Origin of the sequence: Bradyrhizobium sp. SEMIA (genome assembly GCF_014844175.1) — a bacterium.
GTDB classification, from domain to species: domain Bacteria; phylum Pseudomonadota; class Alphaproteobacteria; order Rhizobiales; family Xanthobacteraceae; genus Bradyrhizobium; species Bradyrhizobium arachidis.
The window spans coordinates 1,294,827-1,310,722 of sequence record NZ_CP046601.1; the positions used below are offsets into that span (position 1 = coordinate 1,294,827).

Here is a 15,896-nt window from a genome sequence, read left to right on the forward strand (position 1 = left end):
AAACGGCTCTCCTTCGTCACCAGCTATAGCGGACGCTGCCAATCACGGTGCGCCCGGCTCCGATGAAGCAGGAGCTCAGCGTCGTGCACGAGGCGACGTAGTATTTGTCGAACAGGTTGGTGGCATTGAGCGCAAGCTGCACGCCGCGCAGCCTGCGATCGAGATTCGACAGGTCGTAGTGGATCGCAGCGTCGAACAGCGTGTAGCTCGGGATCGAGATCGTGTTGGCGAGATCGCCATAGGAATCGCCGATATAGCGCACGCCGCCGCCGAAGCCGAAGCCGTTGAGCTGGCCTTGCTGGAACGTGTAGTCCACCCACAGCGCCGCCTGGTTCATCGGCTGGATCGTGAGGTGCTTGTTGAGCTGGCTCGGCGTGTTGGTCCTGGTCGTCAGTGTGTCGGTGTAGGCATAGGATGCCTTCAGCTTCAGTCCCTCGGTCAGGCTGGCCGTCGCCTCGAATTCGCCACCCCGGGACCGCGCCTCGCCGGTCTGCACGCTCTTGCCCGACACGTTCAGATCCGGCGTGACGACATTCTCCTGCGTCATGTCGAACAGCGCTGCGGTCAGGAGCAGGTTGGTCCCGACCGGCTGATACTTGACACCGATCTCGGCTTGCTTGGCCGTGGTCGGGACCAATGCCGCACCGCTGGCGGTCGTCCCCAGGGTCGGCTGGAACGAGGTGGCGTAGGCAATGTACGGCGCCACACCGGAGTCGAACACGTAGTTCAGCCCGGCGCGCCCTGTGAATGCCTGGTCGTCCTGGCCCTGCTTCGTCTTTGCAATGAAATTCAACGTGTCGGTGGAGACCCAGTCACTGCGGCCGCTCAGCGTCAGCCGCCATCCGCCGAGCGCAATCTGGTCCTGCGCATATAGTCCGGTCTGGTCCTGGCGCTGGCCCGTGTTGGTGCCGGTCGCCGGCATCGCGATCGACGCACCATAGACCGTGTTGTTGAGATTGATCGACGGTGCCGCGCCGATGCCCATATTCAGCTCGCTGGTGATGTGACGGTAGTCGAGCCCCGTCAGCACCGTATGGGCAAGCGCGCCGGTCGAAAAGCGGGCCTCTGCCTGATTGTCCATGGTGAACGCGTCGGCGTTTTCAGGAAACTTGAAAGCAGCGCGCGCGAGGGTGGCGAAATCGCCCGTGGCGGAATTGGGATAGGGGTTCAAGCCTGCCGCGCCGCCGCCAGCGACCGCATAGGTGTTGGTCTGGAGGTTGAAGTAACGGACGTTCTGCCGCACCGTCCAGATCTCGTTGAAAGAATGCTCGAACTGGTAGCCGACCCATGCCTGCTGGCGGTCGAAATGATCGAAGCCGGGCTCGCCGAGGAACTTCGTCATCGGAATGCGTCCGTTAGGGCTCGGCAGCAGCGTGCCGACGGCCGGATAGAACTGCAGCGCCAGGCCGGTGATGTCGCGCTGGTAGCCACTCAGGAACGTGAAGGTCGTGTCGAGATCGGGCCTCCAAGTGAAGGACGGCGCGATGGCGCCGCGGAAATCGTTGACGAAATCGACCTGCGTGCCGCCGCCATGCAGCGTGCCGGCGATGCGCCAGTACAAATCGCCCTTCTGACTGACGCCGCCGACGTCGAAATTGGTCTGGGCCCTGCCCCAGCTATCGCCGAGAACCTCGACCGAGTTGACCGGCGTCGCCGTCGGCAGACGGCTGACGAGGTTGACCATCCCGCCCGGCGCGACCTGTCCGTAAAGTGACGATGACGGTCCTTTCAACACTTCCACCCGTTCGAGCAAAGCAAGATCGAGCTTCGGCTGGCCGAACTGGCTGGCGCCGTAGGGGAGCTGCATGCCGTCGAGATAGAGCACCGGCTGAAAGCCGCGGATGCGGAGCGATTCAAAGCGCGTGTCGTTCGGGCTGTTCGTGACAATACCCGGCGTGTAGCCCACGGCCTGCACCACGGACCGGGCACCCTGGTCGCGGATCTGATCGCTGCCGATCACCGAGACCGACTGCGGCACTTCGAGGATCGGCGTGTTGGTCTTGGTACCGGCCAATGTTCGATGCGCGACATATCCCTCGATCGGGCCATTCCCCTGCCGGAACGTGCCCCGGCTTGCCGCCGTCTCGACGCGTGCCGCTTCGGTACCCTGGCCCGGTGCAACCCTTGGTCGGGCGGCGCGCGCACCGCGCGACGTCCGGGTCGCCTGGCCGCGTGATGGCGCACGCGGCTTCGGTGCATCGACCGTAACGGGAGGCAGCGTCGCCGCGGATCCCTCTCTCGTCGCCGGTGTTTGCGCGACACCCGCGGTCGCATACCCCGCCAACGCCACCCCTAGCAAAGCAACAAACGGAGCCTTCGCTCCACCGCCCGAAATTCCCACCAGCACGCCCCATTCCACTTCCGCAACAGCGGTAAACTGATGGCTTCGCAGTGGGAAGAACGCGGGCGGAATGGCTTGCTAGAATCTATCTTAGAACGCGTCGAATATTTCTGAGCGGAAACATCTGTCGCGAACACGATCGATCGCGAACTCCCGGCGAGGCGTGCTACGCGGAATACGCCGCCCGAGGGACATATCGAGACGGCTCTGGTTGATCCTAACCCGGCTGGGCGAAACGGCACGCGCCTAGTGCTCTTGCGTGAGCAGCTCTCTCGCTTCCACCAATTCAGGAAGAGTACGCTCCGCCTCGAAATCAGCGAGCACGGGCGCGAGCACTTCGGATACCGCACCTGCCCGGCCATTTGTCTTGTGCAGGCGGGCAAGTCCAAGCGCGCTGCGCAGCTCGAACGTCTTGGTCTGCTGGTGTCGCGCGATGTCCAGCGCTCGCTTGAGGTCGTCTTCGGCACTGAATTCGTCTGAACAATCGTGGCGCGACAAAAGCTTTCCGCGGACGCGATACAGCTCGGCATCAAGCCAATGCTGGCCGGACTGTGCGGTCCGGGCGATCAGCTCGTTCAGGATTTCCAGCCCGGTTTCGACCTCGCCCAGCTCTGCATTCGCGGCGGCGACATGCATCCCCCAAAACGGCTCGCAAAGGTAGCAATCGTTCTCGTGCAGCAAGGTCCAGCCGTGACGCATGTCCGCAAGACCAGCCATGCGGTCGCCGGCACGCCACTTGGCGAGGCCATTCAGGTAGGTGCCCGCGGCCACATACAGCGGCATCGTGTGGTCGCGGGCGAGGCCGAGCGCCAGGATCGTCTCCGTTTGCTGCAACATGCCCCCGCATACGCCGTCGAACACGGCGCGATGAACCAGCGCATTGGCCCGGGAAAGCGCCCGTTTTTCTCCGGAAGCAACCACCGCTTCGGCGGCGAGCTTGCGCGCGCGAGCGGTGATACCGAGCGGCCAGAGCACCAGGGCAAGGAATCTCATGATCACGAACGGCAGATCCAGTGCCGAAGCCCGGAATGTCGCGGGATCCGGCTCGGCATCGTAGATGGCCAGCGCCTGCTCGAGATGCGTTCTCGCGTTCACGTAATCGCCCGCGAACCAGCAGGTGACGCCGCCTGTCCAATGGGCAACGATGGCGGCCACCGGCGAGTCCGGTCGCCGGTCGGCGGCGCTCCTGATGGCATCCGCCAGCTCCCGCATCGGAGCGAGTTCGCCGTGTGTCAGGCAGGCATTGAACAGTCCCGAATGAACGGGCGCAAGTTCGACGGGATCATCGATGCCGGCTGCGAACTGGCGCGCACGCGTCCAGGCCGCGATCGTTTCTGGGGCGCTGTGCCCGAGGCTGCCCCTCAATGCACGGCCATATGAGATTTGAAGATGCAGCCTGCTCATCATCAGGCAGGGCTCGTCAGGCAGGTCGTCAACGGTCGCAACGGCCTTGCCGAGATGCGCGACCGCTTCGGAATAGGCAGAGCGTTTCAGCGCCTGCTGGCCCGCCTTGCGCCACCATTCGAGGGCGACCTCGCTCAGTCCCGCTTCCGTGAAGTGATGCGCCAGCACTTCCGGCTCGGTCTCGGCGACGACCGGAAACTTCTCACGCAGGACCTCGCCAATTCTCGTGTGAAGCAGCTGCCGTTTGCTCTTGAGCAGACTCTCGTAGGCCGCTTCCTGAACAAGAGCGTGCTTGAAACTATAGCTTGCTTCGGGCGGAGCCCCACGGCGAAGCAGCAGTTCGGCCTCTTCAAGCTGTCCCAGCGCAGCGCTCAGCGTCAGATCATCGCGTCCCGCCACGTACTTCAGCAGCGCGTACGAGAAGTCGCGGCCGATGGCAGCGCCGATCTGCGCCACCTCCTTGACCGGAGCGAGCCGGTCGAGCCGCGCCATCAGCGAATCCTGCAGCGTGGCGGGAATGGCAAGCGGCGGGAGCGGACTATTCAGGCGATAGCGCCCGGCATCTTCGACGAGCAGGCCGGACTCCAGCACCATCTTGGTCAACTCCTCGACGAATAGCGGAACGCCATCCGTCTTGTCGATGATCTGCTTCATCATCTCGCGTGGCAGCTGGCGACCGACAACCACCTGCTCGACCAGCGCGCGCGTGTCCTGCCGATCGAGCCGGTCGAGCCGCACCAGGCCGACATTGGCAAGGCCCGACCAGGACGGTTCGAACTCCGGGCGGGATGTCATGAGCACGAGGATCGGCAATGCCCTGATCCGATCGACCGCGAGATCGAACAGCTCGAGCGTGGTAGCATCGGCCCAATGCAAATCCTCGCAGACGATCAGCAGAGGCTGATCTCGCGCCAGCCCCTCGAGCTGATCGAGCAGGACGGCAAAAGTCTGTCGCCGCTGCTGCGCCGGGCTCAAGCCAAGAGGCGGGCAATGGTTAGCGGTTGGAATCGAAAGCAGAGCCGCAATGAGCGGTGTTGCCCGGGCGACCTGCTGGGTTCCTAGCGCCAGCATTGCCTCGAGCTTGTCGAGCTTTTGTTCTGGCGTGTCGTGCGAGCGGATTCCGGCGGCGCGCTCGAGCTGCGCGACAAAGGGATGAAGCGCACTGTTGGTGTGGTAGGGCGAACACTGATATCGCACCCGACGGTGCGCCCCTAGCGAGGGACTTTCGGACAGCGTTGCGACGATGCGCGACTTTCCGATGCCCGCTTCGCCGGAAATCAAGACGATCTGGCCCTGACCCTGCCATGCCTCGCGCTGGCGCGAGAGAATGAATTCGATCTCATCCTTGCGGCCGACAAAGCCGATCGAGCGCGCGGCGCGGACCGCCTCGAAGCGGCTCTCGGATGCGATCGCTCCTTCCACCGCCCACACCGCGATGGGTTCGTCGATCCCCCTGACTTCGCGCCGGCCGAGATTGCGAAAAGTGAAGAGATCTCCCAGCAGCCGGCGCGTCGATGACGCGACGACGACCACTCCCGGTTCGGCCAGGCTCTGAAGCCGGGCAGCGAGGTTTGGCGTATCGCCGATGGTCGCGTGCTCCTCTGACGCATCTCCACTGATGAGGTCGCCGACCACCACAAGCCCGGTCGCAACTGCGATCCGCAGCTCGACCCGCTCGCCGGCGCCTGTCTTGAGCTGGCGAATGGCGCAGATGATATCGAGGCCCGCGCGTACTGCGCGCTCCGCATCATCTTCGTGAGCGCGCGGATAGCCGAAATAGACGAGTATTCCGTCGCCGACGAACCTGGCTATGCTGCCGTCATAGGCGGCAATGACGCGCGCACATGCGGCGCGGTAGACCCGGATCACTTCCCACATATCCTCGGGATCGAGACGTGCCGAGAGCGCGGTCGAGCCGACCAGATCGCAAAACATGACGGTGAGGTGGCGCCGCTCGGCGTCATGAGGGGGAGCCGGCGATGCGATCAATGTGGCCGGATCGAGGTCGGCAATGGCACGCAACATCTTGCGGCGATGACCGAGCAGGACTCCGAGCTTGTCAAAGTCCTCATCCATCAGCTCGGGAAGGACGCTTACGTCGATCCCATTCTGGGCAAAGCGCTCCGCGTATTGCCCAAGCCCTAGCTTCTCGAGCCACTCCGCAATCTGCATGGCTCACCCATCTCATGGCTGGCGATTAGCAGACTCTTGGACCACGGCCGCGCCGAGACAATATGCCAACGGCACTATGATGGCACGCCTTGTCTTGTTTTGCGAAAATTAGGTTACTCGGTACCGATGACGCTTCGATCGGGACACGGCTCGATGCGAACGGCTGCGCGACCAAACATCGCTGGTGCGCAGCGTGGACGGCAGGGTTGCGATATGTCGTCACGACTCACTTCGACCAGCACTGCGGCTTGCGCTCGCATGGGATGCCCAGCGGGAGGTATTTCCGTGAGCGCAATTCCTTCATTGCTCGTTCATCGGCGCTTCCTGGTTGCGCGCCATCGTGCCCGCCGCGACCTGAAGCGAAGAACCGACCGCCCAGAAGCCCGCAACAAAGCTTATCAGGCCGTTTGATAGGCTTTGGTCAAGGACAAGAATGCTGACGGACAGAGTTGCGGCGATCGCCGCGCCGAACGTTCCGGCCGCACTCATGATTTCAGCCGACTCCGAGCCGTTCCATTCTTCCGAGATGCTCGATTTCGGCCGCTTTGCGACGTTGCCGGACAAGTCAATTCCGACATAATAGCTGAGCGCTCCATAGAGCATTGTGATCAGCACGATCCAGCCGCTTTCAAACAGTCCGCCTTTCTGACGCAACAGGGTCGCACCCACATAGAGGCCGCAAGAGGCTCCGACGGCTGCCAGGCCAATCCTTTCAAGGGTGTGTGCCGACTTGATCAGACTGGAACGGGCAATCCCCAGGCTGCCGACGTACCGCGTGAGGGAAAATGAGCTGAAAATTGCGCTGCTTATCTTCATGGGGGATTCCTTCTGAGTACTTGGCAGCCTACTGGCCGACCCCAGATCGAATCTGCCGGGACGCGTTTCTCGATGCCCTTGATCCCAATATCTGAAAGTTCTGTGCTGAGTGATGGGGCTGGCTTACTCGCGAAGGCGAGGAGCCAATCCACAGCTGCGGAGCACGCGGCTGCGCAGGTATTGCAACTCACCCGTGTTGTCGAACAGGTCCGGGTGCGGCAATTTCTTGCGAGAGTGATAGTTCAAAACGAGAGGGATGGACTATGAAGCGGTTCACAGACCGCTGTTCGCCCTCGCTCCATCCGGTCACAATTTCCGGAGGACGTGTGAACCACACTCCTCAGGCCGACCGCTCCTCGCCCCAGACCTGCACGACGTGCCCCGGTGAGACCTCGCGATATTGCCGCACCGGCGGCTGGTAATCCGGTGCGCGCACCGGGCTTCTGATCTCGTCGTTCGACGCCTCGCGCTTCGTGCCGCGGCGCGATGGGTCGGGCACCGGCACGGCGGCCATCAGCTTCTTGGTGTAGGGATGCTGGGGATTGCCGAACACATCCGCGCGCGGGCCGATCTCGACGATCTCGCCGAGATACATCACCGCGACGCGATGGCTCATGCGCTCGACCACCGCGATGTCGTGGGAAATGAACAGGTACGCGAGGCCCATGCTGGCCTGAAGGTCGAGCATCAGATTGACGACCTGCGCCTTGACCGAGACGTCGAGCGCGGAGACCGCCTCGTCCGCGACGATCAGCTTTGGCCCGAGCGCGAGCGCGCGCGCGATGCAGATGCGCTGGCGCTGGCCGCCGGAGAATTCGTGCGGGAAGCGCGCAGCCATGTCGGCGGTGAGACCGACCCGCACCAGCAGGTCGGCGACCTTGTCGCGGGCCTGCGCCGCCGTGGCGAGCCCGTTGGCGAGCAAGGGCGCTGCGGTCGCCGTGCCCACCGACATGCGCGGATTGAGGCTCGCGAACGGATCCTGGAACACGATCTGCATGTGCTTGCGGAAGTCGCGCAAGGTGCGGCCCTTCATGGCGAGCACGTCCTGCCCGTCGATCAGGACGGTGCCGGCGTCCGGCTCCGTCAGTTTGAGGATGGAACGGCCCGTGGTGGACTTGCCGCAACCGGACTCGCCGACCAGCGCCAGCGTCTCGCCGGCGCGCAAGGTGAAGGAGACATTCTCCACCGCGTGGACGCGGCCCGAAACCTTGCCGAACAGGCCCGAGCGGATCGGAAAGCGCGTGGTGAGGCCGGAGACTTCGAGCAGCGGACGCGCGGCCGTCGAGACCGTATCGGGCGTCTCGGCCGGCTCGTCCGAGGTGCCCGTCACCTTGTCGACGATCGGAAAGCGCATCGGCCGCGCGCGCCCGTCCATCGAACCGAGGCGCGGCACAGCGGCGAGCAGCGCGCGCGTGTAGGGATGCGCGGGTGCTGCGAAGATGCGCGAGGTGGCGTTGGTCTCAACGGCCTGCCCGCCATACATCACCACGGTACGGTCCGCGATCTCGGCGACCACGCCCATGTCGTGGGTGATGAACAGGATCGACATCCCCTCCTCCTGCTGGAGCTCCTTCAAGAGCTCCAGGATCTGCGCCTGGATGGTGACGTCGAGCGCCGTGGTCGGCTCATCCGCGATCAGAAGCTTCGGCTTGCAGGCCAGCGCCATCGCGATCATCACGCGCTGGCGCATGCCGCCGGAGAAGCGATGGGGATGCTCATGGAAGCGCGATTTCGCCGCGGGAATGCGGACGCGATCGAGCAAGCGAACAGTCTCGGCCTCCGCCGCCGCACGTGACAGGCCGCGATGCTGGATCAGCGCTTCCGCGATCTGGAAGCCGATGGTGAGCACCGGATTGAGGCTCGTCATCGGCTCCTGGAAGATCATGGCGACGTCGTTGCCGCGGATGTCCTTCATATCAGCTTCGGGCATCGTCAGCAGATCGCGGCCGGCGAGCGTAACGCGGCCCTCGATCCGGCCACTCTCTTTCGGCACGAGCCGCATGATCGAGAGCGCGGTGACGCTCTTGCCCGAGCCGGACTCACCGACGATGGCCACGGTCTCGCGCGGCGCGATGTCGAAGGAGATGTTGCGGACGACGGGGATCCATTCACGTTCGCGCATGAAGGACGTGGTGAGGCCGGCGACCGACAGTACCGGCGTGTGCGCTTCGGCGGCAACTTGATCTGGTCTCGTTGCACCGGTGCTCATGCAATGCCCCCAGCGCTTGCCGCGAAGAAGGTCCGCCCCCTCCCCCGCTTGCGGGGGAGGGTTGGGGAGAGGGTGCCTCCACAATCAAGAACCCCCAAGAGGAGAAAGCCCTCACCCGGCGCTACGCGCCGACCTCTCCCGCAAGCGGGAGAGGTGAGAGGAGCCCGTGGCTGCACCGATGTCATCATCACCATCGCGCCTTCAGTAACCGCGATCACGGTCGATACGCCCCGGCAAGGCCTCGCCCCGGCGGTGGCGCGCGATGGTGTCGAGCACGTAGTCGACCGCCGTCTCCGGCTTCGTCGTACTGGCAATGTGCGGCGTCAGCAGAATGCGCGGATGGCTCCAGAACGGATGGCCCGCCGGCAGCGGCTCGGGCTCGGCGACGTCGAGCACGGCGGCAGACAGCATCCCACTGTCGAGCGCCACGATGAGATCGGCCTCAACCAGATGCCCGCCTCGCCCGACATTGAGCAGCCGCGCGCCGCGCGGCAGATGCGCGAACAGATTCGCGTTGAGGATGCCGCGTGTCTCCGAGGTCAGCGGCAGCAGGCAGACGAGAATGTCGGACTGCCCCAGGAAATCCGGCAAGGCCTCCGCGCCCGCATAACAGGTGACGCCGTCGATTTCGCGCGGCGAACGGTTCCAGCCGAGCAGCGAGAAACCAAATGATTTGAGTCGTTCGAGCACAGCCTGGCCGAGCAGGCCAAGTCCCATCACGCCGACACGCCGCTCACCGGCGTAGGTCGCGGGGAGCTCACGCCAGACCTGCTCGCGCTGCTGGGAGATGAACTGCACGAGATCGCGATGCAGCGCCAGCACGGACATGCAGGCATATTCGACCATGCGATCGGTAATGCCGGGCTCCATCATGCGGACCAGCGGAACATGCGGCGGAAGTTTTGTGATGTCGAACTGATCGACGCCGGCGCCGACCGAGAACACCAGTTCGAGATTTGGGAACGTCGCCGCGATATTGTCCGGCGGCTGCCAGGCGACTAGGTAGCGTACCGCCTTGGGATCACCGATGTCGGGCCAGAGCCGGAACGGCACATCAGGCGCGCGCTCCGCGAAGAAGCGTGCCCACTCGGCCCCGCGAACCAGATTGGCCTTGTAGAGGACCGTCATGCCGCCCCTCAGAACGGGCTGACCGGCGCGAGGCGCCGGCCGTCGATCATGCGCTTGTGGCTGTAGGCGGCGGGATCGACCAGCGGCGTCGAGCCGGTGACGATGTCGGCGGCGAGCTTGCCCGCCGCGGGACCAATGCCGAAACCGTGGCCGGAGAAGCCGGTGGCAAGGAAGAAGCCCGGCAGCGCATCGACCGGCGAGATCACCGGAATGGTGTCGGGCGTGCAGTCGATCGTGCCGCCCCAGGCTTCCGCGATCTTGATCTCCTTCAATTCCGGATTGGACTTGATCAGCGAGGCCAGTGCCGCGTTGACCAGCGACATGTCGGGCGCGGGATCGCGCACGCGCTCGGCCTCGAACGGCGAGGGCTTGTCGAAACTCCAGCCGGTGCCGCGCATGATCTGGTCGAAGAACGGCTTGCCGAACGACAGCTTGAGCCCGTTCTTGCGATGCTGATAGGTCGGCCAGAAGGTCCAGGCGTAGCGGAACAGGTCGGGCGACAGCTCGACCGTGCCGCGGTTGCGCAGCGCCAGCGTAAAGCCGCCGTCGAGGCGGCGGCGGATGCAGTAGAGATCCGTGCCGAGCGCGCCCGAAGTGATCTCCGGTCCCGGCGTGGTCCGGCATGCGGTGGCGTTGACGAGGCCGATCGGCAGCTCGATGCCGTGGCGGCGGCAGAACAGCGACGACCATGCGCCGCCCGACAGCAGCACGGCTTGCGTGCGGATGGTGCCCTTCTCAGTGACAACGGCGCTGACCTTCCCGCCTGTCGTCTCCAGTCCGCGCGCGGCGCAGCCCTGATGGGTGGTGACGCCGTGCTTTCGCCGCATTGCTGGGCATGCGCTCGGCGACCTCTGCCGGCGTCAGCACGGTCGAGTGCACCTGCTGCTCGCGCGCGATCGCGGCCCAGCGCTCCCAGCCGGCGAGCTCGTCCTTGCTCTTGGTCAGGAACAAGACGCCGGTGCGGCGGAAGCCGGCATCGACGCCGGCGTCGTTCTGCATGTCCTCCCACAGCCGCAGCGCCTCACGCGCCAGCGGGATCTCCTCGCGCGCGCGGCCCTGCTGGCGGCACCAGCCCCAATTGCGGCTCGACTGCTCGCCGCCGACATGGCCCTTCTCGACCAGAGCGACCGAAAGGCCCTTCTTGGCAAGATGATAGGCCGCGGAGACGCCGATGACGCCGCCGCCGATGACGACGACATCCGCCTGCGCCGGCAGGCGTTCATCGCTGTTGATACGGTTGAGCGGCGGGGACATGGGGCACTCCTGGAGGTCAGTTCGATCGAGATCTTGTCATGGGATGTTGAGACGCGGGTCGAGCGCGTCGCGCAGCCCGTCGCCGAGGAAGTTGAAGCTGGTCACCGCCAGCGTAATGGCGACGCCCGGCGCTATCGCAAGCCACGGCGCGCTGGTCAGATAGATCTGCGCGTTGTTGAGCATGTTGCCCCAGCTCGCGGCCGGCGGCTGGATGCCGTAGCCGAGATAGCTGACATAGGATTCCAGCAGGATCGCCTTGGCGACGTTCAGCGTCGCCGCCACCACGATCGGCGTGATCGCGTTGGGCACGAGCTCGCGGAACATGATGCGCAGGTTCGACGAGCCGAAGGCGAGTGCGGCCACGGCAAACTCGCGCTCGCGCAGCGAGCGCACCTGGGCCTCGACGACGCGCGCGACCGCCATCCAGGCGGTCGCCGCGATCAGCACGGTGGTGGTGACGAGCCCCGGCTCTGTGAGAGCTGCGAGCGCGAGCAGCAGGAAGATCGTCGGAAAGCACAGCACGGCGTCGACGAGCCGCATCAGCACCGCGCCGAGGGCGCCGCCATAGAAGCCGGCAAAGGCACCGACGACGATTCCGACCGCCATCGCGATCACCATCGCGACGATGCCGATCGAGAGCGAGATGCGCCCGCCCATCATCAGCCGCGCCAGCACGTCGCGGCCGAGCTCGTCGGTGCCGAGGATATGCGCGCCGGACAGCGGCGGCGCGAACCGCTTCATGATGTCGATATAGGTGTCGTCGAACGGCAGCAGATAAGGCCCGATCGCGGAGCCGAGCACGAGCACGAGAATGATCACAGCGCCCGCAAGCGCGAGCCGATGACGCCGAAAACGCCGCCAGGCGGCCTGGCCGGGCGCGAGCTGAACGGTGGTGAGCGTTGCGGTCGCCATCGCTTCAGCCCACCCGGATGCGCGGATCGACGACGGCGTAGAGGATGTCGGCGAGCAGCGAGCCGATCAGAACCATCGTCGCCGAGAACATCAGGATGCCCATCACGACGGGATAGTCGCGATAGCCGATGGAATCGAGGAACAGACGCCCCATGCCGGGCCAGGTGAACACGGTCTCCGCCACCAGCGCGCCGCCGAGCAGCGTCGGAAACTGCAGGCCGGCCACCGTGATCATCGGCAACAGCGCATTGCGAAGCGCGTGCACGATGAGGATGCGCCATTCCGGCATGCCCTTGGCGCGCGCGGTGCGGATGTAGTCCTGGTTGATCACCTCGAGCATGGAGGAGCGCATGAAGCGGCCCCACATCGCGGTCTCGACCAGCGCCAGCACCATCGCCGGCGCGATCAGATGATGCAGGAGATCGAGGAAGGAGCCGTCGCCGATGGTCTGGCGGTTACCCGCCGGCAGCCAGCCTAGCTTGACGGAGAACACGTAGATGGTGACGAGGCCGAACCAGAAGGTCGGGATCGACAGCGCGATCATGGCGCCAACCGTGGCAAGCGAATCGAACAGCGAGTAACGGCGCAGCGCGCCAAGGATGCCGATCCAGCAGCCGAGCAGCACCGCGATGATCGTCGCCGTCGCCATCAGCTCCAGCGTCGCGCCGAGATGCGAGGAAATCACCGACAGCACCGCCTCGCCGTCGCGATAGGACTTGCCCCAGTCGCCTTTCAGCATGCGGCCAAACCAGTCGAGATACTGGATCGGCAGCGGGCGATCGAGGCCGAGCTGCCTTGTGACGCGGTCGAGATCCTCCTGCGTCATCTGCCCGGAGACGGCGAACTGCGAGAGCGGACCGCCGGGCGCCAGATGCAGGAGGGCGAAGCCGATTGCCGAGACGATCACCAGCAGCATGATCGCCTGCGCCAGGCGGTTGACGACGTAGCGGGCCATGTCAGGCGGTCCAGCGAGCCAGACGCATCAGGCCCAATACCATTCGCGGATGTTCCAGCAGTTGATGGAGGTGTTGATGTTGGGACGGAAGCCTTGCAGCCCCTCCTTCACACCCTCGGCGATGAAGCCCTGGAACATCGGCAGGATCGCAAGATCGTTGCGGATCAGCTTCTGCAGATCGCCATAGGTCGCCTTGCGTTGCGCCAGATCGAACTGCTTTGCGCCCTCGGCGAGGAGACGGTCGGCCTCGGGATTTTTGTATTGATAGGTGTTGTAGCCGCGGCCGCCCTTGGCGGGAATGGCGCCCGAGCCGAAGCGCGGCGTCACGTCGGGGTCGCTGCCGAGCATGAAGTTCACGGACACCAGCACCGAATTGAACTTCGACTGCTGCCAGAAATCGCCCCAGATCACCGCGGCCGGCATGTTGTTGACACGCATCGCAGCACCGATCGCGCGCCAGTCCTGGATCAGGAGCTGCTGGGTCTGCTCGCGCACGGCATTGCCTGAGGTCGTCGAGTTGGTGAATTCGAGCTTGACGCCGCCCTTCTCGCGCACGCCGCCCGAGCCGCGCACCCAGCCGGCCGCATCGAGCAGAGCATTGGCCTTGGCGGGATCGTATTTGTGCTGCGGCAGCCCCTGCTGGAACGACCAGGCCTGCTGCGGCACGAAGCTCTCGGTCTGCGTCGGCAGGCCGTAGTAGAGCGCGTCGATGATCGCCTGCTTGTTGATGGCAAGATACAGCGCCTCGCGCACCGCGCGGTCGGCGAAGGGACCGAATTCCAGGTTGGGCGCGATGTGCTCCACCGAAGACGTCGCGGAGACGAAGATCTTTCGGCCCTTCAGCGTCTTCGCCTCCTGCACGAAGTTCGGCAAAATGCCTTGCAGGCCGGTGTAGTCGACCTGGCCGGTGCGGAACTGGGTGTAGAGCACGGTGAGGTCGGGGATGTATTTGAACACCACGCGTTCGACGTAAGGTCCTTTGCCGTGATAGCCGGTATGGGCATTGAGCAGGATGTGGTCGCCGGGCACGCGCTCACCCCAGCGGAACGGCCCGGTGCCGACGGGCGCATTGTGGAACGGCGAGGCGTTCGGATCGGTCACCTTCTCCAGGATGTGCTTCGGCACGATGAAGGTCAGCGATCCCAGGATGGACATGTAGGGCGAATACGGCGCTTCCATGCGCCAGTGGATCTCGTCCACTGCTACGACCTTGATGTCCTTGACGAGACTGTGGCCGACGCGGCTGCGTGCGCGGAAATTGGGATCGTTGATCAGCTCGAGCGAGAACTTGACGTCGTCGGCCGTGAACGGCGTGCCGTCATGCCACTTCACGTCGTTGCGCAGCTTGATCTTCCAGGTCAGACCGTCGGCCGACAGGCCGCCATTTTCGATGGTCGGCACTTCGCGCGCGAGGTCCGGAACGAAATTGCCCTCGGGATCGATGTACCAGAGCAGCGAGAACACCTGCCACCAGACGCCCTGATCGACCTCGATGCCGGGCATCAGCGGATGAAACACCGTCGGCTCCTGCGACAGCGCCGCGATCACCTGACCGCGCGGCTTGTCCGGCGGATTGGTCGGGCGTTCGGTCTGGGCGATGGCGCTGCCTGCGAGGCTCCATCCCGCTGCGGCGCCCGCGCCGAGCTGGAAGAACTGACGGCGGTTCGGACTGCCGAGACGCACTGCCTCAATGCCGAACTTGCCCATGTCATCTGCCATGACCAGTCTCCGTTCCCGCACGCGGCACCGTCTCCCGCGCCCCCGAGACCCCGGCAAAGGGACAGGAAGTGGGCTTTAGTGCTTCTAAATTTTTCGATCAAAAGTTCATCATGACTAAATACAGCTGTCAATCGCATTGCTAGTATGCGCGACCTTTTCACTGTGACTGAACCTCGGATCGACGCGGTCCCGGGGTGATACGATGCATGGGAGAGCGACATGGATGGTCGCGGCGATACCAACGGCACCAAGGACGCACCGGCGATCGAGGCCGACGATGCGGTCGACCAGCGCCTCGGCGAGACCGTGCGGCTGCTGCGTCAGCGCGCCGGACTCTCGATCCAGGACGTCGCCAACAAGACCGGCCTCTCCAACGGCATGATCAGCCAGCTCGAACGCGCACGCGCGATGCCGTCGATCCGCACGCTGCGCCTGCTCAGCATCGCGCTCGACGTTCCCATCTCCTACTTCTTCGAGACCAGCGATCCCACCGATGTGCAGCGCTACATCGTGCGCAAGAACAACCGGCGCCTGCTGCGACTCACCGCCAGCGGCGTCGTCAAGGAAGCGCTCACCCCTGACGGCAATGGCCAGCTCGAACTCTACGAGCTCACGCTCAACCCCGGCGCCTCCTCGGGCACGGACTTCCTGCAGCACACCGGCGAGAAGGCAGGCTACATCCTCTCCGGCAGCCTGCGGCTGTGGCTCGACAACCAGGCCCATGTGCTGGAAGCCGGCGACAGTTTTCGTTTTCCGAGCATCGTGCCGCACATGTTCGACAACCCGACCCAGCAGGTGGCGCGCGCGATCTGGGTCACGACGCTGCGCCAGACCGATTCGCCGGCAGGTTGAGCCACGCCAAATTCCCGGCGCCCCCGGGCGCCGCAAATTGACCATCGACGGAGACGCGGGCAGTCTGTAGCTCACGTGATGCCGGCCTCGTCGACAAGGCGGCGGGACGGTGCGCTTCTGGCGTCTTTGGTATG

The 15,896-nt window shown here is 64.7% G+C and carries 9 protein-coding genes and 1 pseudogene; 1 reads left to right on the top strand and 9 read right to left on the bottom strand.

Features of this window, described 5'->3' with window-relative positions:
• Window positions 1–16: 16 nt before the first annotated feature.
• From FOM02_RS06255 to FOM02_RS06295, 9 genes and pseudogenes are all read right to left on the bottom strand, one after another.
• Window positions 17–2,284 carry a TonB-dependent siderophore receptor gene (locus FOM02_RS06255; protein WP_159073937.1) on the bottom strand — a complete coding sequence of 756 codons (2,268 nt, stop codon included), beginning with the start codon at window positions 2,282–2,284 and terminating at the stop codon, window positions 17–19.
• Between the two features lie 303 nt (window positions 2,285–2,587).
• Window positions 2,588–5,917, bottom strand: coding sequence for an adenylate/guanylate cyclase domain-containing protein (locus FOM02_RS06260; RefSeq protein WP_027560740.1), 3,330 nt, complete (start codon window positions 5,915–5,917; stop codon window positions 2,588–2,590).
• Between the two features lie 300 nt (window positions 5,918–6,217).
• Entirely contained in the window at window positions 6,218–6,733 is a 516-nt protein-coding gene (locus FOM02_RS06265) for a hypothetical protein (protein WP_027560741.1), read from the bottom strand.
• Window positions 6,734–7,073: 340 nt separating this feature from the next.
• Complete coding sequence (locus tag FOM02_RS06270) at window positions 7,074–8,942, bottom strand: ABC transporter ATP-binding protein (RefSeq protein WP_027560742.1); 1,869 nt, start codon at window positions 8,940–8,942, stop codon at window positions 7,074–7,076.
• Window positions 8,943–9,143: 201 nt separating this feature from the next.
• Window positions 9,144–10,070, bottom strand: coding sequence for a 2-hydroxyacid dehydrogenase (locus FOM02_RS06275; RefSeq protein ID WP_027560743.1), 927 nt, complete (start codon window positions 10,068–10,070; stop codon window positions 9,144–9,146).
• 8 nt (window positions 10,071–10,078) lie between these two features.
• Window positions 10,079–11,324, bottom strand: a pseudogene (locus tag FOM02_RS06280) (NAD(P)/FAD-dependent oxidoreductase).
• Window positions 11,325–11,360: 36 nt separating this feature from the next.
• On the bottom strand, window positions 11,361–12,236 hold the full coding sequence (locus FOM02_RS06285) for an ABC transporter permease (protein WP_265441505.1): 876 nt from the start codon (window positions 12,234–12,236) through the stop codon (window positions 11,361–11,363).
• A 4-nt stretch (window positions 12,237–12,240) separates the two neighbouring features.
• Window positions 12,241–13,191 (bottom strand): ABC transporter permease, encoded by a 951-nt coding sequence (locus tag FOM02_RS06290; RefSeq protein WP_027560746.1) that lies wholly within the window; start codon window positions 13,189–13,191, stop codon window positions 12,241–12,243.
• Between the two features lie 27 nt (window positions 13,192–13,218).
• Complete coding sequence (locus FOM02_RS06295; RefSeq protein ID WP_027560747.1) at window positions 13,219–14,910, bottom strand: peptide ABC transporter substrate-binding protein; 1,692 nt, start codon at window positions 14,908–14,910, stop codon at window positions 13,219–13,221.
• A 219-nt stretch (window positions 14,911–15,129) separates the two neighbouring features.
• Here FOM02_RS06295 and FOM02_RS06300 point away from each other — a divergent pair, with 219 nt between their 5' ends.
• Window positions 15,130–15,762: a cupin domain-containing protein gene (locus tag FOM02_RS06300; RefSeq protein WP_028146178.1), complete on the top strand. Its 633-nt coding sequence runs from the start codon at window positions 15,130–15,132 to the stop codon at window positions 15,760–15,762.
• Window positions 15,763–15,896 lie beyond the last annotated feature (134 nt).

Excerpts from the sequence above, each read along its gene's own strand:
- FOM02_RS06260 (WP_027560740.1), bottom strand. The coding sequence starts at position 5,917 with ATGCAGATTGCGGAGTGGCTCGAGAAGCTAGGGCTTGGGCAATACGCG.
- FOM02_RS06265 (WP_027560741.1), bottom strand. The coding sequence starts at position 6,733 with ATGAAGATAAGCAGCGCAATTTTCAGCTCATTTTCCCTCACGCGGTAC.
- FOM02_RS06270 (WP_027560742.1), bottom strand. The coding sequence starts at position 8,942 with ATGAGCACCGGTGCAACGAGACCAGATCAAGTTGCCGCCGAAGCGCAC.
- FOM02_RS06275 (WP_027560743.1), bottom strand. The coding sequence starts at position 10,070 with ATGACGGTCCTCTACAAGGCCAATCTGGTTCGCGGGGCCGAGTGGGCA.
- FOM02_RS06285 (WP_265441505.1), bottom strand. The coding sequence starts at position 12,236 with ATGGCGACCGCAACGCTCACCACCGTTCAGCTCGCGCCCGGCCAGGCC.
- FOM02_RS06290 (WP_027560746.1), bottom strand. The coding sequence starts at position 13,191 with ATGGCCCGCTACGTCGTCAACCGCCTGGCGCAGGCGATCATGCTGCTG.
- FOM02_RS06295 (WP_027560747.1), bottom strand. The coding sequence starts at position 14,910 with ATGGCAGATGACATGGGCAAGTTCGGCATTGAGGCAGTGCGTCTCGGC.
- FOM02_RS06300 (WP_028146178.1), top strand. The coding sequence starts at position 15,130 with ATGGATGGTCGCGGCGATACCAACGGCACCAAGGACGCACCGGCGATC.